Raw genomic sequence first — 17,020 nt, forward strand, 5'->3', positions numbered from 1 at the left:
GTCGACCCTCCAATCACGCGTGTCGACCGCTCAATCACGCGTGTCGACCCTGCGATCACGGCACCGGCGGGGCTTCCCCGTCCCTCAAGCTCGTCCCCGGCGCGAGCCGCTGCACTGCATCCTCCATATGAGCCTCCAGCAGCGTCAGCGCCAACTCCTCGTCGCCGTCGCGCAGGGCCTGGATCAGCTTCGTGTGCTCCTCCACCCGCTCCTCGACCCGCTGGTACGTGCTCTGCAGCGCCGTCAGGCACATCCGCGTCTCGATCAGCAGCGTCCGGGCCATCCGCACCAGCCGTTTGCTGCCGGACGCGTTGATCAGCGCCTCGTGGAACTTCAGGTCCGCCGTGGAGAGTGCGCTGGGGTCGTCCTCGCTCGCCGCCGTCGCCATCTCGGTGACGGTCTGCTCGAGCACGTCCGCGATCCGGTCGCGGTCGCCGCCGCGCAGGGCGCGCAGCATGGCCGCCCGCTCGATCGCGGATCTGGCCGCGTAGATGTCGTAGACGTCGCCCGGCTCGAGGTCGATCACGAACAGCCCGCGGTGTCTTTCACTCCGCAGCAGCCCTTCGGACACCAGGTGCTGCATGGCTTCCCGGAGCGGCCCCCGTGACACCTGGAACCGCGCGGCCAGCTCGGTCTCGCCGAGCTGGGTCCCGGGCGGGAGGGCGCCCGTCATGATCGCGTCGCGCAGCTGGCGCGCGATGACGGCGGCCGTCGACTCGCGGCTCACCGGTTCGATCTCGGGCAGCATGCCCGGCGGCAGGGCCATCTCAGGCGCTCCCGTCCGGCAGGTGCCGGAAGAGCGCGCCGAGCGAGCGGACGAGCCGGTGCTGCCCGGTCAGGCGCAGGCCCTCCCAGACCGTGACCTGGTTGGCGGTCAGCACGGGCTTGCGCAGCGCGGCCTCCACGGCGTTGATCTCGCCGAGCGTGCGCATGGCGGTGTCCGGCACGAGCACCGCTTCGGCGTCCGGGTGGTCGTGGCTGACGGCGAGCTCGACGACGGCCTCCGGGCTCATCGCGCCGACCTCGGCCGCCGTGACGATGTCCGCGCTGGCCATCGAGACGACCTCGATGCCGCCGGCCTTGAGGAAGTCCACGAACAGCCGGGCGATGTCGTCCGGGTAGCTGGCGGCGACGGCGACCCGCTTGACGTCCAGCGCCCGCGCGGCGTGCACGAACGCGAAGGAGGTGCTGGAGGCCGGGACCCCGGCGACGGCGGCGAGGCGGTCGGCCTGGTCGCGGGCGCCCTCCCAGCCGTAGACGAAGCTGCCGCTGGTGCAGGCCCAGATGACGGCGGCGGGCTCGTGCTTGGCGAGGAGGGCGGCACCGTCGGCGAGGCGGGCCTCGCTGCCGAGGTCCAGCAGCTCGGCCACCGCGTGCTTGTCGGTGCCGTAGATGTGCTCGACCGCCAGCCGGATGTCGCCCTCGTCGACGGCCATGCCGCCGAGCAGCTGCTCGGCCAGCGGGTAGTCGTCTTCGGCCGCGTGGTCGGGGTAGATGAAACCGATGGTGGTCACGGAACCTCCGGAGGGGACGCAAATTGTCGACAATCCTAGAGGGGTGGTCAAGGAAAACCTTTCACGACACGTCACGGAGCCACCTCCCGGGTCCGACGATGGGGAGGTGCATCCGGCGCAGGCACGCCCACATCGTCAGCTGGTTGGCGGTGAGCACCGGCTTGCCGAGCGCGGCTTCCAGGGGTTCGATCAGGTCGTAGGTGGGGAGGTTGGTGCAGCTGACGAAGATCGCTTCGGCGTCGCCGTGGTCGGCGGCGAGGATGCGCTCGGCGATGGTCCGGTAGCTGACCTTCCAGATGCCGCCGCCCAGGCCGAGGTGGTCGCTGGCGACGGTCGTGACGTCCAGCTCGGCGAGGAAGTCGTGCAGGGCGCGGGTCAGGTCGGCGTCGTACGGCGTCAGCACCGAGACGCGGTGGAGGTCGAGCTGGTGCAGCACTTCGGCCAGCGCGCCCGAGGTGGTGACGGCGTCCGGCGCGCCGGCGTCGCAGATCGCCTTGGTCAGCGAGCGCTCGTAGTCGACGCCGTTGACGAAGCTGCCCGACGTGCAGAGGTAGGCGACGACCTCGGGCTCGACGTGCAGCACGTCGCGCGTCGCGCTGGCCAGGTGGTGGCTGTCGCTGACCAGGCGGGCCATCTCCATGCTGACCGGCACGGGCTCGTACGGCGTGCGGGCGAGGTGGAGCGACACCTCCATCGGCACCCAGCGCCAGAGCTCGCGCTCCAGCGCGAGGTCGAAGGGGGCGATGACGCCGATGCCGCGTTGCGCCAGCGGGCCGTCGAACGCCAGGAAGTCGAAATCCAAGGCTCAGCCTCCGGAATACGTCTGTGCTTGACAGTCCGGTGCTCCGGGGGTCGTTCCTCGGATTGTTGACAATCATACGAGTCACTTTTACCGTGTCAACGTGATCGCCTCGGAACCCCGGGAAGCCCCCGTCCTGGCAGTGCTCTGCGGCGAGTCCCGCCCACCGGACATGCGTGCTGTCGAATCCGGGGCGGTCGTGCGTTACACGGACGCGGCGGGTCTCGCCGAAGCGTTGTCCGGAGCGGACGCCCTCTTCGTCTACGACTTCCTCTCCACGGCCGTCCCCGGCGCGTGGCACGCGGCCGACCGGCTGCGCTGGCTGCACATCGCCAGCGCGGGTGTCGACCCCGTGCTGTTCCCCGGGCTGCGGGAGAGCGACGTGGTCCTGACGAACTCGCGGGGTGTCTTCGACGACGCCATCGCGGAGTACGTGCTGGGCGTCGTCCTCGCCTTCGCGAAGGACTTCGCGCGCTCGCACGACCTGCAGCGCGAGGGCCGCTGGCTGCACCGCGAAAGCGAGCGGATCGCCGGGCGCGAGGTGGTGGTGGTCGGCACCGGGCCGATCGGCCGGGCCATCGCGCGGCTGCTGCGCGCGGCCGGGATGCGGGTGAGCGGTGCCGGCCGCCGTGAGCGCACCGGCGACCCCGACTTCGGCGTCGTGCACGAGTCCGCGCGGCTCACCGAAATCCTGCCGAACGCCGATTACGTCGTCGCCGTCGCGCCGCTGACCGAGCACACGAAGGGCATGTTCGACGCGCGCGCGTTCGCCGCGATGAAGCCGTCGGCGCGGTTCGTCAACGTCGGCCGGGGCGAGCTGGTCGTCACGTCCGACCTGGTCGCGGCGCTCGAAAGCAAGGCCATCGCCGGCGCCGCCCTCGACGTCTTCGACACCGAACCGCTGCCGGCCGACAGCCCGTTGTGGACGCTGCCGGACGTGCTGATCTCGCCGCACATGTCCGGCGACTTCATCGGCTGGCGGAACACGCTGGTCGAGGTGTTCGCCGAAAACTTCCGCCGCTGGCGTGCCGGGGAGCCGCTGCGCAATGTCGTCGACAAGACGCTCGGCTACGTGCCGTCGGGGAACCAGGGAGCCGGATGAACGACAGGATGCTGACCGCCAGCGAGCTCGTCGCCGCCTACGCGACCGGTGAGCTTTCGCCGGTCGAGGCGACGCAGAACGCGTTGCAGGCCATCGAAGCCCGGGACGGCGAGTGCAACGCCTACTGCCTCGTCGACGCCGATCGCGCGCTGGAGCAGGCCAAGGCGGCCGAAATCCGCTGGCGGGACGGCAACCCGATCGGGTGGCTCGACGGCGTGCCGTCGTCGATCAAGGACATGTTCCTCACCCAGGGCTGGCCGACCGTCCGGGGCTCGAAGAGCATCGACCCGGACCAGCCGTGGGACGTCGACAGCCCGGTCGCCGCGCGGATGCGCGAGGCCGGGCTGGTGCTGCTGGGCAAGACGACCACGCCCGAGATCGGCTGGAAGGGCGTCACCGACAGCCCGCTGTGCGGCATCACGCGCAACCCGGCCGACCCGTCGAAGACGGCGGGCGGGTCGAGCGGCGGCAGTGCCGCGGCCGTCGCGGCCGGGATGGGCGAGCTGTCGGTCGGCACGGACGGCGGTGGCTCGGTGCGGATCCCGGCGTCGTTCTGCGGCATCGTCGGGCTGAAGCCGACCCACGGCCGGATCCCGCTCTACCCGGCGAGCCCGTTCGGCCCGCTCTCGCACGCCGGCCCGATGGCGCGCTCGGTGGACGACACCGCGCTGCTGCTGGACGTGCTGTCGCTGCCCGACCACCGCGACCCGGCCGCGCTGGCGCCGCCGGTGGGGTCGTTCCGGGAGGCCGTCCGGCGGGACGTGCGCGGGCTGATCGCCGCGTTCTCGCCGACGCTCGGCTACGTCGACGTCGACCCGGAGGTGGCCGCGATCGTCGCCGGAGCGGTCCGCGCGCTGGGCGACGCCGGCCTGCACATCGAGGAGACCGACCCCGGGTTCGCCGACCCGAAGCCGGCCTTCGATGTCCTGTGGTCCTCGGGGGCGGCGAAGCTGCTGGACTCGTTCCCGCCCGGGTCCGAGGAGCGGACCGATCCCGGCCTGCGGCGGGTCTGGGAACTCGGCAAGAAGTGGACGGCGAGCGACTACCTCGACGCGACCGCCGACCGCGCCGCGCTGGGCATCCGGATGGGCGAGTTCCACACGCGTTACGACGTGCTGATCACGCCGACCCTCCCGATCGCGGCGTTCGAGGCCGGGCACGACGTGCCGCCGGGCAGCGGGCTGAGCGAGTGGCCGGAGTGGACGCCGTTCACGTACCCGTTCAACATGACGCAGCAGCCGGCGATCAGCGTGCCGGCCGGGCGCACGTCGGCGGGCCTGCCGGTCGGCCTGCAGATCGTGGGGCCGCGCCATTCGGACGACCTCGTGCTGGCCGTGGCGAAGCTGCTGGAGGAAGTGCGGCCCTGGGCGCCGTGACCACGCGCGCGGGTGAAACCCGGGCCGGCCACCGCGACCTGACGTCCCGGCGGGTCAGCCCGGGCCGGCCGGCGCCTTGCGGACGAGCCCCCGCACCTGCGAGCTGCACAGCACGAGGGCGGTGGCGCCGACGATCAGCGCCGCGCCGCCCAGGAGCGTTGCCGACCGGCCGGCGTGTTCGGCCAGCGGGCCCGCGCTGATCTGGCCGAGCGGCATGGCGATGAACGAGCCGAGCATGTCGTAGGAGTAGACGCGGGCGAGCTTGTCCGGCGGGATGTTCTCCTGCAGGGACACGTCCCAGGCGACGGAGAACTGTTCGATCGCGACGCCCGAGAGGAACATCGCGGCGAGCAGCGGAAGCAGGTACGGCGTCTGGCCGAGGGCGAGCATCGGCAGCGCGTCGACCATGATCAGCGCGACGCCGGCGAGCAGCATCCGCCGCGGTTGCCAGTGGGCGGCGAGGACACCGCCGAGCAGCGAACCCGCGGTCTGCACGGCCAGCGCGAAGCCCCAGCCGGTGCGGCCGAAGGTGTCGTCGGCGACGAGCGGGCCGATCACCAGCAGCGCGCCCGCGTTCACGGCGTTGACGATCATGAACTGCAGCACCACGAGCCACACCCACGACCGGGCGCGGAACTCCCGCCAGCCTTCGGCGAGCTCGGCGAGCGGACGGCTGCCGGGAAGGCGTTCACCGCGCGGCAGCCGGATCCGCCGGTACGCCAGCGCGGCGGCGAGGAAGAGCAGCGAGTTCCCTGCGAGCGCCCACCCGGACCCGGCGAAGGCGACGAGCACACCGGCCAGCCCGGCCCCGGCGATGCGGCCGGTGTTGGAGAGCAGCCGGACCAGGGCGTTCGCCTGGGCGAGCAGCGCGGACGGAACGGTCGACGGCGTGAGCGAGGCGGCCGCGGGCAGGGAGATGGCGGAGACGGCACCGTTGACGAGCCCGAGCCCGGCCAGCAGGGGGATGGAGGCGAACCCGCAGAGGACACTCGCGGCGATGGCGGCTTGCGTGAGCGCGGCGGCGGTTTCGGTGCCCTGCAGGATGACCGACCGCGGAAGCCGGTCGGCCAGCATCCCGCCGAAGAGGAGGAGGAGAACGTTGGCGATCGACCGGGCCCCGACGACGATCCCGAGGTCGACGGCGGACCCGGTGAGGTCGACCACGGCGAAGGCCAGGGCGAAGGGCGCGACGGCGTTCCCGAAGTCGGCCAGGCTCCGCCCGGTGACGAGGGCACGGAACCGGGCTTCCCGCAGCGGGACGAGCAGTGGCGCGGTCACGAGGCCGCGTCCTTGCTCTCCAACTCGAACAGCGCCACGCTCGCGCTGACCCGCACCGTCCCCGGCGTCCGAGGCGGCTGGGCCGCGGCGTGCAGCTCCTCGCTCAGCGCCGTGGCCTTCTCCAGCAGCCGGGCCCACAGCTCCGGGGTGACCCACAGCTCCGCGTCCGTCAACGAGGCCGGGCGGTCCGCCGACCGCGCGGATGCCCGCCTGAGCAGCTCGTTCGCGATCGCCTTCGTCAGGAGCCGTTCCTCGCCCGGCGCCCGGCGGGTCAGGCGCTTGCCCGAGTCCGGCTGGTGGCGGTAGCGCTTGGCCCGGCCGCCGCGGATGTGGACCTCCTCCGCCACCTCCAGCAGGCCCGCGTCGTGCAACCTGCGGACGTGGTAGCTGACGTTCGCCTGCGTTTCGCCGAGTTCGCGGGCCGCCTCCGCCGCGCTCAGGGCCGTGCCCGTCAGCAGCGACAGGATGCGCAGGCGCAGCGGGTGGGCCAGGACCCGGAGGTGGTCGTGGGGCATGACCCCAGTCAACCACAACCGTCAAACACTTATTTGGGGGTCGTCAGAACGAGAACCGGGCGCCGTCCGGAGGCAGCGAAGCGCCGGCGGCCAGCACCGCCGCGTGCTCGGGCGACGCCGGGTCCAGCACCGGGTTCGTGTTGTTGACGTGCGTGAACGCCCACGGCCGCCCGGCCACCCGGGGCAGGGTCGCCGTGATCGGCAGGTGACCCATGGCGAGCTGGTCCGGCCCGCCCACCCCGGCCATCTCGTCCGGCGCGAAGAACGTCCCGTCCAGCAGCACGAGAGAAGCGTCCGCGACGAACTCGTCGAATCCCGCAGGCCAGCTCCGCAGGCACGGCGCGTACACCAGCACCCCGCCGGTCGCCGGGTCCGAAATCCGGTAGGCGACCACCCAAGGGCCTTCCGAGAGAGCCGACGCGTACTTCGGCCGCTTGTCGCTCACCGGCAACACCTCGACCCGCAGCCCGGGAACGTCCACAACGGACGACCACGTCCAGCCGCCGTAACCGTCCACAATGGCGCGGAACGGCGACAACGCCGCCAGCGCCGCCGATGGCGCCCACACCGGCAGCCCACCCGATTCGCGCAACATCAGCAGGCCGAGCGAATGGTCGAGTTCGGCGTCCGTCAGCAGCACCCCGCGCAGCGGGATCTCGCGCGGTCCCGGTCCGGCCCGCAACTCCGGCGTCCCGAGGATCTGCGACCGGATGTCCGGCGAACAGTTCAGCAGGTACCAGCCGACGCCGTCGGCGCTGATCGCGACGCAGTCCTGCGTGCGTGGCGCGAGCCCCAGAACGCACAGCCGGCACGCGCAGTTCCACTGTGGACACCCACCGCCCGCCGCGGTGCCCAGCAGGATCACCTTCACCGGCGCATGACCAGGTCGGAAGCCGGCGGGCGCGAGAGGATCAGATCGACGGTGGAACGCCGGGGCGACCGCGAGCACACCGGGTCCGTCGCCGCCGCGTCGCCGGTGAGCAGGAACGCCTGACAGCGGCAGCCGCCGAAGTCGATTTCACGACGGTCGCACGTGCGGCACGGCTCGGACATCCACTCCTCGCCGCGGTAGGCGTTGAACGACGACGACCGGTACCAGATCTCGGCCAGCGGCGTGTCCCGCACGGACGACAGCGAAAGCGTCGAGATCGCCGACGCCGCCGGGCACGGCAGCACCGTCCCGTCCGGCGCCACCGTCAGCTGCCGCGCGCCCCAGCCGTACATGCACGGCTTCGGGTACGGCTCGTGGTAGTCGGCGACGACGTAGACGATCTCCATCGTGCCCCGCAAGCGAGAGACCGCCGCGCGCACCAGCGGCTCGGCGGCCGCGAGCTGCGCGGGAGTCGGCATCAGCGCGTCCCGGTTGCGCAACGCCCAGCCGTAGTACTGCGTGTTCGCCAGCTCCAGCCGGTCCGCGCCCATCCGCTCGGCCAGCTCGATGATCCCGGCCAGCTGATCGTGGTTCTGCCGGTGCAGCACGACGTTCAGCGACAACGGCAGCCCGGCCTCCTTCACCAGCGCGGCCGCCGCGAGCTTCCGGTCGTGCGCCTTCGCGCCGGCCAACCGGTCGGCCCGCTCCCGGGTCGCGCCCTGCGCCGACAGCTGGACGTGCGCCAGCCCGCGCTCGACGAGATCGTCCAGCCGGGCAGCGGTCAGGCCGAGCCCCGAGGTGACCAGGTTGACGTAGCAGCCGAGCCCGTGGGCGTGTGCGACCAGTGCGGGCAGGTCCGGCCGCAGCAGCGGCTCACCACCGGACATGTGCACCTGCAGGACACCGAGTTCACGCGCCTGCGACAACACCGATAGCCAGTCCTCAGTGGACATCTCGGCAGAGCGAGCGGTCAGCTCGAGCGGGTTCGAGCAATACGGACAGTGCAGCGGACAGCGGTGGGTCAGCTCGGCCAGCAGGCCCAGCGGCGGGCTCACGTCCATGCGACGACCCGCCGTTCACCCAGCCGGGACAGCACGGAAAGGACGTCCTGCGCGACCACGCCGGAGTAGCGCCCGGCCAGCGCCGTCGTGATTTCGGCGACGGACCGGGCGCCGTCGCAGAGTTCGAGGACCGCGGCCGCCGTCGCGTTCGGTACCAGGACGCCTTCGGGGAACAGCAGCACGTGCGTCTCCCGGACGTGGTCGAAGGACAGCCGCACGCCGCGGCGCAGCTGCGGCACCGAATCGGCGGTGATCACGCGGCCGCCCGTTCGATCGCGTCGAGCATCGACCACAGCACGTCGCACTTGAACGACAGCGCGGCGATCGCGCGGTCCTGCTGTTCGCGCGTGACGCAGTGGCGGACCACGATGTCGAGGTTGTCCTTGCCCTCGCCGGCGACCTTGTCGATCCGGTTGGTGAAGTAGGCGAGGTCGTCACGGTCGATCCACGCGTAATGCGCGAGCATGTCCGCCACCCGCTGCTGCATCAGGTGCCCGGCGAACATCTCGGTCAGTCCCGACGCGACGGCCTCCCACCACGGTTTCGTCCGCGCGAAGGTGACGTAGGCGTCCACGGCGAACCGGACGCCGGGCGCGACGTGCCGTTCCTCGAGAACCTCGGCGCGGTCCAGGCCGACGGCCGTGCAGAGCCGCAGCCAGCGTTCGATCCCGCCGGTGCCGGCGCTCACGCCGTCGTGGTAGACGATCCGGTCGAGCCACTGGCGGCGGATCTCCGGCACCGGGCAGTTGCTGATGATCGCCGCGTCCTTCTGCGGCAGCACGCACTGGTAGTACCAGCGGTTCGCCGCCCAGATCCGCAGCGCGCGCTCGTCGAGTTCGCCCGCGTGCAGCCGGCGGTGGAACGGGTGCGTTCCCCAGTACCGGCCGGAAAGACGGCGCAGCGCGTCGATGAATGCGCTTTCCGGGAGTGGCTCGACCGGCATCGATCAGTCCGCCATGCGGGCCGCGTAGGCGGTGACCTCCATCGGGGTTTCGTACTCGACGAAGTCCGGGGTCGTCCACTCCTCGGTCATGTCCTGCTCCTCTTTCCGGGGGTTGATCGTCGCCACCCTAGGAGCGGGAAGAGTCGGCTGCCCAGCCTTTTCGCCCCGCTTTCGGAAAGTTTCCTTCCGATGGGGGAGTCGGCGTGCCGGTGAGCGGGCTACCTTACCGCAGCTTCGAGTTCCACCAGGGCCGTGTCGAGGTGCGTCAGGATCCGCTGCAGGTGCGGGACGCTGCGGCGGCAGCCCGTGATGCCGAAGTCGAGGTGGTCGCCGTTGCTGGTCAGCGTGATGTTGACGGCCTGGCCGTCGAGCAGCACCGACGCCGGGTAGATGCCGTCGAGCTGGGCACCGTTCCAGTACATCTGCTTGCGCGGGCCGGGCACGTTCGAGATCACCAGGTTGAACGGCGGCCGCGTGTTCTTGACGACGCCCGGGATCGGCGAGACGCCGAGCTGCGCGACGTTCACCGCCGAGAGCAGCAGCGTCTGCAACGGCGTCAGCTCCGAGAACAGCCGCTTGCCGTTGCGCATCGACTGGTGGATCGTCACGAGCCGCTTGCCCGCGTCCGGCAGGTCGGTGGCCAGGTTGCAGAGCAGCGCGCCGATGTTGTTGCCCGCCGCCTCACCCGGGTCGTTCTGGCGGCGCAGCGACACCGGCACCATCGCGATCAGCGGCGCGTCCGGCAGCGCGCGCTGTTCGATGAGGTAGTCCCGCAGCGCGCCCGAGCACATCGCGAGCACGACGTCGTTGCGCGACACCCCGGCCGCGGTCGCCACCTGCCGGACGCGGTCCAGCGACCACTTCTGCGCCGCGAACCGCCGCGCGCCGCCGATCGGCACGTTGAGCATCGTCTTCGGCGCCTGTCCCGGCAGTGTCAGGGTGTGTTCGCCGAACGCCTCGCGCGCCACCTTCATCGCGGCCGGCGCCAGGCTCGCGAGCTGGTTGGCGGTCTTCCGCGCCGTCCCGAGCAGCGACCGGGGGCGCTTTTCGCGCTCGCCGCCGGGCTTGCGCCGGGAGCCCCACCACGGCGGGCAGTCCATGTCCGCGGGGTCGTCCGAGAGCGTGCCCTGCAGCTGGCGCAACGCCGAAACGCCGTCCATCAGCGCGTGGTGCACCTTGGTGTAGACGGCGAACCGGCCGTCGTCGAGCCCCTCGATGAGGTGGGTCTCCCAGAGCGGCCGGTGCCGGTCGAGCAGCGTGCTGTGCCAGCGGGACGTCAGCTCCAGCAGCTCGCGGACGCGGCCCGGCCGCGGCAGCGCCGAATGCCGGAAGTGGTAGTCGAGTTCGAGCTCGGTGTCGTCCGCCCAGGCCACGTGGCCCATCGTGTTCACCGGCCGGGCCGGGCGGCGCCGGAACACCGAGCGCATGTTGTCCGATTCGAGGAGGTTGTTCCGGACATCGCGCAGGTACTCCTCGCCCGCGCCTTCGGGTTTCTTGAACAGCTGCAGACCGCCCACGTGCATCGGATGCTCGCGCGTTTCGACCAGGAGGAACATCGAATCGGTCACGGGCATCATCGCCATGGGACATCACCTCTCGAGCTCGGCACGCCGACTCTACGCGCTCGGGGGCCGCCGGTGGATCACGTTCTACTCTGACTCGTATGACCGCCCGCGGCGCAGGGGAAACGTCCTTGCCACCGATGGCCGAGTGCGTCGTGATCGGTGGCGGGGTGATCGGCGTCAGCTGCGCGTTCCGGCTCGCCGAAGCCGGCGTCGGCGTGCTGCTCCTCGACCGCGGCGAGCTGGGCGGCGGCTCGACGGCGAAGGCGGCGGGCGGCATCCGGTCGTCGTTCACCAGCCGCGTGAACGTCGAGCTCGGCCTGCGCGGGCTGGCCGCGTACAGCGCTTTCTCCCGCGACTTCGGCACCGAGATCGACTTCCGCCGCGACGGCTACCTCTACCTCGTCACCGACCCCGCCGACGTGCCCGCCTTCGAACGCTGCGCCGGGCTCCAGCGCGAGCACGGCGTTCGCAGCCACCTGCTGGACCCGGCCGAAGCGAAGGACGTCGTCCCGCTGCTCGAGACCGAGGGGGTCGTCGCCGCGCTCTGGTCACCGGACGACGCCAAGGCGACCCCGGACGCGGTCGTCCAGGGCTACGCGAAAGCGGCCCGCGCGCACGGCGCCGAGCTGCGGACCAGGGTGGCGGTCACCGGGATCGAGCGCGACGGCGACGCGCTGACCGGCGTCGTCACGACGGCGGGGTTCGTCCGGACCGGCGCGGTGGTGTGCGCGGCCGGTGCGTGGTCGGGCCGGATCGGCGAGCTGGCCGGGCTGGACCTGCCGGTGCGCCCGTACCGCCGGCAGGTCGTGTTCACCGGGCCGGTGCCCGGGCTGCCGGAATCGGTTCCGCTCACCATCGAGATGCCGTCGGCCTTCTACTTCCACCGCGAGGGGCCTGGCCTGGCGATGTCGTTCTCGGAGGACGACGGTGTCCCGGGCTTCGACACCCGGTACGAGGCGGGCGAGTGGCTGCCGCGACTGGCCGGACTCGCCGGCCGCCGGATCCCCGCCGTGCTCGACGCCGGCATCCGGACGGCCTGGGCCGGACTGTACGAAACGACGCCGGACCGCAACCAGATCATCGGGGAAAGCGTCCTGCTGTCGCGGTTCTTCTACGCGACCGGCTTTTCGGGCCACGGCTTCCAGATGGGCCCGGCCACCGGCGAGCTGATCCGGGACCTCTACCTGCGACGACGGCCGGCGGTGGACATCGCCGAGCTCGACGTCCGCCGGTTCGCCGCGGGCGCGGTGAGTGCCGAGCACAACATCGTCTAGGGGCTGATTGCCAGATCGTTCAACGATCTGGCAGTATCCGGGCCGTGGCTGTGAGTGGTGCTCGGGAGCTGGTGGACGCGCTGGAAGCGCTCGGAACGGAGATCGTCTTCGGCCTTCCGGGGGTGCACAACCTGCCACTGTGGGAGGCGCTCGGTGAAACCCGCATCAAGCTCGTCGGGGTTCGCCACGAACAGACCGCCGGGTACGCCGCCGACGGCTACGCCCGCGCCACCGGCAAGCTCGGCGTCGCGCTGGTCACCACCGGCCCGGGCGCGGCGAACACGCTCGGCGCGGTCGGCGAGGCCATGGCGTCCGCGGCCCCGGTGCTGGTCATCGCCACCGACATCCCCTCGACGCTGCGGCGGCCCGGTGTCGTCCGCGGCGTGCTGCACGAGACCTCCGACCAGCAGGCGATGTTCGCGCCGGTGACCAAGGGCGGCTTCACCGTGCGGGCCGCCGACCAGATCGGCACCACCGTCCACCGCGCCGCCCGGCTCGCGCAGCTGCCGCAGAGCGGCCCGGTCTACCTCGGCGTGCCCACCGACTACCTGCGCGAACAGGTGCCGCACCGGCGCCCGCCCGCCCCGCACCGCAAGCCCGACGTCGACGTCCCCGACCTCGCGCGGGCCGAGTCGATGCTGTCCGACGCGCGGCACCCGCTGATCTGGGCCGGCGGCGGCGCGCTGCGGTCGGGCGCCGGCGACGCGATCGGCGCACTCGCCGAGAAGATCGCCGCGCCGGTGATCACCACCTTCGCCGCCCGCGGGCTGCTCCCGCTCGACCACCCCTGCCTGGCCCCGAACCCGGTGCACACGCCGGAGGTCGGCGAGCTGTGGGACGAAGCCGACGTCGTGCTCGCCATCGGCACCGACTTCGACGGCCTGATGACGCAGAACTGGCGGATGCCCAAGCCGCCCCGGCTGATCGCGGTCAACGTCGACGCCGACGACGCCGCCAAGAACTACCAGCCCGACCTGACGCTGGTCGGGGACGCGCGCTCGATCGTCGAGCGGCTCCTGCCGAAGCAGCGGGACGGGCTCGACGACATCACGCTGCGGCTGGCCGGCATCGGCCGCCGGGTGCGCCAGCGGATCCGCGACGAGGAACCGCAGGCCTACGACTTCCTGTCCACTTTGGACGAGGTGCTGCCGACGGACGCGGTGCTGGTCTCGGACATGTGCGTCGCCGGCTACTGGGTCGGCGGCTTCCACCGGGTGCGGGCGCCGCGCAAGCTCGCCTACCCGATGGGCTGGGGCACCCTCGGCTACGGCTTCCCGGCGTCGCTCGGCGCGGCCGCGGCCGGCACCGGGCGCGCCATCTGCATCACCGGCGACGGCGGTTTCCTCTACGGCTGCGGCGACCTGGCGACCCTGGCCCAGGAGCAGCTGCCGGTCACGGTCGTCCTGGTCGACGACGGCGGCTACGGGATGCTCCGCTACGACCAGGACCGCGAGGGCCTGCCGCACCGCGGCGTCGACTGGGACAGCCCGGACTTCGTCGGCCTGGCCCGGTCGTTCGGGGTGCACGCCGACCGCGTCTCCGGCTTCGGGCGGGCGTTCCGGCGGCTGCTCGGCGAGTTCGTCGAGTCGGACGAGCCGAACGTGCTGGTCGTGAAGGCCAAGCTGAAGCCGCCGCTCAACACGTCGCCGCGGTGGTACCGGACATGAGGATCGGCGTGGACATCGGCGGCACGTTCACCGACCTCTGCGCGGTCGACGAAACCGGGATCGTCGCGGTCGGCAAGGTCCTGACCACGCACGACGAGCCGGCCCGGGCGGTCGAAGAAGGCTTGGCCGCGCTGCTCCCGGACCTCGGCGTCGTCGACCAGGTGGTACACGGGACGACGCTGGTCACGAACGCCCTGATCGAGCGCAAGGGCTCGCGGACGGCGCTGCTCGCGACCGCGGGCTTCCGCGACGTGCTGGAGATGCGCCGCGAGCACCGGTACGAGCTCTACGACCTGCACCTGGAACTGCCCGCGCCGCTCGTGCCGCGGCACCTGCGGTTCGACGTCCCGGAGCGGATCCTCGCCGACGGGTCCGTCCACACCGGACTCGACGAAGAGTACGTCGCGCGGTTGGGCCGGGAGCTGGCCGCCCGCGGGATCGAGGCCGTCGCCGTCTGCTTCCTGCACGCGTTCACGAACCCGGCGCACGAACGCCGGGCGGGCGAGATCCTCGCCGAGGTCGCGCCGTCGCTGCGGGTGGCGCTGTCCTCCGAGGTCGTCCCCGAGATCCGTGAGTTCGAGCGGGCGTCGACGACGGTCGCCAACGTCTACGTCCAGGACCTCACCGAGCGGTACCTGCGCGACCTCGAACAGCGGCTGCACCGGCTGGGGATCACCCGCGCGCCCCACATCATGCTGTCCAACGGCGGGCTGGCCACTGTGGACACCGCCGCCCGGCACCCGATCCGGATCCTCGAGTCCGGCCCGGCGGGTGGCGCGCTCGCGGCCGCCGCGGTGGGCCCGGACGACCTGCTGGCCTTCGACATGGGCGGCACCACGGCCAAGCTGTGCCTGATCGCCGGTGGTGCGCCCCTGGTGACGCACCAGTTCGAAGTGGACCGCAAGTACCGGCTGCTGCCCGGCTCCGGGCTGCCGGTGCGGGTGCCGGTCACGGACATGATCGAGATCGGCGTCGGCGGCGGCTCGATCGCCCGGATCGACGCGCTGGGCCTGCTCACCGTCGGACCCGACTCGGCGGGCTCCGAGCCCGGCCCGGCCTGCTACGGCCGCGGCGGCGCCGAACCCACGGTCACCGACGCCGACCTCGTGCTCGGCTACCTCGACCCGGCCTACTTCCTCGGCGGTGGCATGCGCCTGGACGCCGAAGCCGCGAGAGCGGTGCTCCGCGAAAAGATCGCCGATCCGCTCGGGGTGAGCGTCGAAGAGGCCGCCTGGGGCATCCACACGAGCGTCAACGAGGACATGGCGAACGCGGCCCGGGTGCACGCCGTCGAGCGCGGCCACGACCCGGCGAAGCTCCCGATGTACACCTTCGGCGGGGCGGGCCCGGTGCACGGTGCCGGCGTCGCGCGAGCGCTCGGGGCGCCCTCGATCGTCGCGCCGCCCGCCGCGGGGGTGCTCAGCGCGGCCGGGTTCCTCACCGCGCCGCTGGCGTTCGACTTCGTGCGCTCGGCCCGCGCGGCCGTGCACGACCTCGGCCGGGAGCAGGTCGACGCGCTGTTCGCCGAGATGGAGGCCGAGGGCGAAGCGCTGCTGGCGAAGTCCGGAGTGGCCGAGGTGACGCACCGGCGCATCGCCGAGATGCGCTACGCCGGGCAGGGCTACGAGATCCGCGTCCCGGTCCACGACGGCCCCTGGCCCGCAACGCTGATCGACGAGTTCACCCGCACCTACCGCGCGCTCTACCGGCGCACCGGGCCCGAAGTCGGCGTCGAGGTGCTGAACTGGCGGGTCGTGTCGAGCGGGCCGAAACCGGCCGTGACGCTCCGGCTGACCTCGGCTTCCTCCGGTGAGGCGCGGAAGGGCACGCGCCAGGCGTACTTCCCGGCGACAAGTGGATTTGTCGACACGGCGGTGTTCGACCGGTACCGGCTCGAACCCGGCGCGCGGGTCGACGGACCGGCCATCGTGGAGGAACGCGAGTCCACTGTGGTCGTCCCGCCCGGCGCATTCTGCGTCGTCCGGACCGATGGGTCGCTGGAGGTGACGGTGTGAGCGTCGACCCCATCGTCGTCGGGCTGTTCGGCAACCGCCTGCACTCGATCCTCGCCGAGCAGCAGAACGCGCTGGTCAACACGGCCTTCTCCGCGGTCGTGCGCGAGTCGCTCGACCTCGCCTGCGCGGTGTTCGACTCGCGCGGCGAGATGATCGGCCAGTCCGTCGGCGGCACGCCGGGGCACATCAACGCGATGGCGACCGGCATGCACCACTTCGTCGCGGCCTACCCGCCGGAGACCCTCGAACCCGGTGACGTGCTGCTCACCAACGACCCGTGGCAGACCGCCGGCCAGATCAACGACATCACGGTGGCCACCCCGGTGTTCCGCGGTGGCCGGCTGGTCGCGTGGTTCGCGTCCTGCTGCCACGCGCCGGACATCGGCGGGCGGCTGGTGTCCGCCGAAGCCCACGAGGTCTTCGAAGAGGGCCTGCGCCTGCCGATCCTGAAGTTCCTGCGCGCCGGGGTGGTCAACGCCGACCTGGAACGGCTGATCCGGGCGAACGTCCGGACGCCGGAGGAGACCATCGGTGACCTGTACGCGCAGGTCACCGGCAACGAGGTCGGCGCGGCGAGCCTGCTGCGGCTGCTGGACGAGCTCGGCCTCGACAGCCTGGACGAGGTCGCCGCCGAGATCATGGACCGTTCGGAGCAGGCGCTGCGCGACGCGTTGCGGCGGCTGCCCGATGGCACCTATACCAACGAGATCGTCACCGACGGCTTCGACGACGAAGAGATCGTCCTGCGCGTCACGGCCACTGTGGACGGCGACGGGATCGACCTCGACTTCGCGGGCTCCTCGCCGCAGAGCGCGCGCGGGATCAACGTCGTCCTGAACTACACGCGGGCGTACGCGTCGTTCGCGGTCAAGGCGGCGATCTCGCCGGAGGTGCCGCACAACGCCGGGTCGTTCCGGCCGGTGCGCGTCACGGCGCCCGAGGGCTCGGTGCTGAACTGCCTGCCGCCGGCCCCGGTCGCGTCCCGGCACCTGATCGGGCACTTCCTGCCGTCGCTGCTGATCGGCGCGCTGCCCGGCACG

17 protein-coding genes are annotated in these 17,020 nt (G+C 72.0%); 6 read left to right on the forward strand and 11 right to left on the reverse strand.

Annotation, left to right across the window (positions count from 1 at the left end; translation table 11 throughout):
• Nucleotides 1-55: 55 nt before the first annotated feature.
• The 3 genes from CCN39_RS37570 to CCN39_RS37580 form a co-directional block, all read right to left on the reverse strand.
• Nucleotides 56-766 (reverse strand): GntR family transcriptional regulator, encoded by a 711-nt coding sequence (locus CCN39_RS37570; RefSeq protein WP_086850362.1) that lies wholly within the window; start codon nucleotides 764-766, stop codon nucleotides 56-58.
• Between the two features lies 1 nt (nucleotide 767).
• A complete protein-coding gene (locus CCN39_RS37575; protein WP_086850467.1) occupies nucleotides 768-1,514 on the reverse strand; it encodes a maleate cis-trans isomerase family protein in 747 nt (248 codons plus the stop codon).
• 61 nt (nucleotides 1,515-1,575) lie between these two features.
• Nucleotides 1,576-2,316, reverse strand: coding sequence for a maleate cis-trans isomerase family protein (locus tag CCN39_RS37580; RefSeq protein ID WP_086850469.1), 741 nt, complete (start codon nucleotides 2,314-2,316; stop codon nucleotides 1,576-1,578).
• A gap of 100 nt (nucleotides 2,317-2,416) precedes the next feature.
• On the opposite strand from CCN39_RS37580, the gene CCN39_RS37585 reads away from it, so the two are divergent.
• Nucleotides 2,417-3,415, forward strand: coding sequence for a D-2-hydroxyacid dehydrogenase (locus CCN39_RS37585; RefSeq protein ID WP_086850471.1), 999 nt, complete (start codon nucleotides 2,417-2,419; stop codon nucleotides 3,413-3,415).
• Entirely contained in the window at nucleotides 3,412-4,791 is a 1,380-nt protein-coding gene (locus CCN39_RS37590; protein WP_086850473.1) for an amidase, read from the forward strand. The genes CCN39_RS37585 and CCN39_RS37590 overlap by 4 nt, the downstream gene beginning before the upstream one ends.
• Before the next feature lie 54 nt (nucleotides 4,792-4,845).
• Here the strand turns inward: CCN39_RS37590 and CCN39_RS37595 are convergent, their stop codons facing one another.
• From CCN39_RS37595 to CCN39_RS37630, 8 genes are all read right to left on the reverse strand, one after another.
• The gene (locus CCN39_RS37595; RefSeq protein ID WP_086850474.1) at nucleotides 4,846-6,069 is read right to left on the reverse strand and encodes an MFS transporter; all 1,224 of its coding nucleotides are present in this window, start codon (nucleotides 6,067-6,069) and stop codon (nucleotides 4,846-4,848) included.
• On the reverse strand, nucleotides 6,066-6,584 hold the full coding sequence (locus CCN39_RS37600) for an ArsR/SmtB family transcription factor (RefSeq protein WP_086850476.1): 519 nt from the start codon (nucleotides 6,582-6,584) through the stop codon (nucleotides 6,066-6,068). Before CCN39_RS37600 ends, CCN39_RS37595 begins: the two co-directional genes overlap by 4 nt.
• A gap of 43 nt (nucleotides 6,585-6,627) precedes the next feature.
• On the reverse strand, nucleotides 6,628-7,455 hold the full coding sequence (gene pqqB / locus CCN39_RS37605; protein ID WP_086850478.1) for a pyrroloquinoline quinone biosynthesis protein PqqB: 828 nt from the start codon (nucleotides 7,453-7,455) through the stop codon (nucleotides 6,628-6,630).
• The gene (pqqE, locus tag CCN39_RS37610) at nucleotides 7,452-8,516 is read right to left on the reverse strand and encodes a pyrroloquinoline quinone biosynthesis protein PqqE (RefSeq protein WP_086850480.1); all 1,065 of its coding nucleotides are present in this window, start codon (nucleotides 8,514-8,516) and stop codon (nucleotides 7,452-7,454) included. The genes pqqB and pqqE overlap by 4 nt, the downstream gene beginning before the upstream one ends.
• Nucleotides 8,507-8,773: a pyrroloquinoline quinone biosynthesis peptide chaperone PqqD gene (gene pqqD, locus CCN39_RS37615; protein ID WP_086850482.1), complete on the reverse strand. Its 267-nt coding sequence runs from the start codon at nucleotides 8,771-8,773 to the stop codon at nucleotides 8,507-8,509. The genes pqqE and pqqD overlap by 10 nt, the downstream gene beginning before the upstream one ends.
• Nucleotides 8,770-9,459: a pyrroloquinoline-quinone synthase PqqC gene (gene pqqC, locus CCN39_RS37620; protein WP_086850484.1), complete on the reverse strand. Its 690-nt coding sequence runs from the start codon at nucleotides 9,457-9,459 to the stop codon at nucleotides 8,770-8,772. The genes pqqD and pqqC overlap by 4 nt, the downstream gene beginning before the upstream one ends.
• A 3-nt stretch (nucleotides 9,460-9,462) precedes the next feature.
• Entirely contained in the window at nucleotides 9,463-9,549 is an 87-nt protein-coding gene (gene pqqA, locus CCN39_RS37625; protein WP_043776987.1) for a pyrroloquinoline quinone precursor peptide PqqA, read from the reverse strand.
• 128 nt (nucleotides 9,550-9,677) lie between these two features.
• Nucleotides 9,678-11,042, reverse strand: coding sequence for a WS/DGAT/MGAT family O-acyltransferase (locus CCN39_RS37630; RefSeq protein ID WP_086850486.1), 1,365 nt, complete (start codon nucleotides 11,040-11,042; stop codon nucleotides 9,678-9,680).
• Nucleotides 11,043-11,122: 80 nt separating this feature from the next.
• On the opposite strand from CCN39_RS37630, the gene CCN39_RS37635 reads away from it, so the two are divergent.
• The 4 genes from CCN39_RS37635 to CCN39_RS37650 form a co-directional block, all read left to right on the forward strand.
• Nucleotides 11,123-12,298 carry an NAD(P)/FAD-dependent oxidoreductase gene (locus CCN39_RS37635; RefSeq protein ID WP_208630571.1) on the forward strand — a complete coding sequence of 392 codons (1,176 nt, stop codon included), beginning with the start codon at nucleotides 11,123-11,125 and terminating at the stop codon, nucleotides 12,296-12,298.
• A gap of 71 nt (nucleotides 12,299-12,369) precedes the next feature.
• Nucleotides 12,370-13,965, forward strand: coding sequence for a thiamine pyrophosphate-binding protein (locus tag CCN39_RS37640; RefSeq protein ID WP_086850490.1), 1,596 nt, complete (start codon nucleotides 12,370-12,372; stop codon nucleotides 13,963-13,965).
• Nucleotides 13,962-15,980, forward strand: coding sequence for a hydantoinase/oxoprolinase family protein (locus CCN39_RS37645; protein WP_086850492.1), 2,019 nt, complete (start codon nucleotides 13,962-13,964; stop codon nucleotides 15,978-15,980). Before CCN39_RS37640 ends, CCN39_RS37645 begins: the two co-directional genes overlap by 4 nt.
• The coding region (locus CCN39_RS37650; protein ID WP_143264296.1) for a hydantoinase B/oxoprolinase family protein at nucleotides 15,977-17,020 on the forward strand (1,044 nt) is incomplete at its 3' end. The genes CCN39_RS37645 and CCN39_RS37650, both read left to right, overlap by 4 nt.

The organism is Amycolatopsis kentuckyensis, from assembly GCF_002155975.1.
In the GTDB taxonomy this organism is placed as follows: Bacteria; Actinomycetota; Actinomycetes; order Mycobacteriales; family Pseudonocardiaceae; genus Amycolatopsis; species Amycolatopsis kentuckyensis.

What these genes read in the sequence shown, in the direction of transcription:
- CCN39_RS37570 (WP_086850362.1), bottom strand. Translation starts at nt 766, where the DNA reads ATGGCCCTGCCGCCGGGCATGCTGCCCGAGATCGAACCGGTGAGCCGC.
- CCN39_RS37590 (WP_086850473.1), top strand. Translation starts at nt 3,412, where the DNA reads ATGAACGACAGGATGCTGACCGCCAGCGAGCTCGTCGCCGCCTACGCG.
- CCN39_RS37600 (WP_086850476.1), bottom strand. Translation starts at nt 6,584, where the DNA reads ATGCCCCACGACCACCTCCGGGTCCTGGCCCACCCGCTGCGCCTGCGC.
- pqqE (WP_086850480.1), bottom strand. Translation starts at nt 8,516, where the DNA reads ATGGACGTGAGCCCGCCGCTGGGCCTGCTGGCCGAGCTGACCCACCGC.
- pqqC (WP_086850484.1), bottom strand. Translation starts at nt 9,459, where the DNA reads ATGCCGGTCGAGCCACTCCCGGAAAGCGCATTCATCGACGCGCTGCGC.
- pqqA (WP_043776987.1), bottom strand. Translation starts at nt 9,549, where the DNA reads ATGACCGAGGAGTGGACGACCCCGGACTTCGTCGAGTACGAAACCCCG.
- CCN39_RS37630 (WP_086850486.1), bottom strand. Translation starts at nt 11,042, where the DNA reads ATGGCGATGATGCCCGTGACCGATTCGATGTTCCTCCTGGTCGAAACG.
- CCN39_RS37635 (WP_208630571.1), top strand. Translation starts at nt 11,123, where the DNA reads ATGACCGCCCGCGGCGCAGGGGAAACGTCCTTGCCACCGATGGCCGAG.
- CCN39_RS37645 (WP_086850492.1), top strand. Translation starts at nt 13,962, where the DNA reads ATGAGGATCGGCGTGGACATCGGCGGCACGTTCACCGACCTCTGCGCG.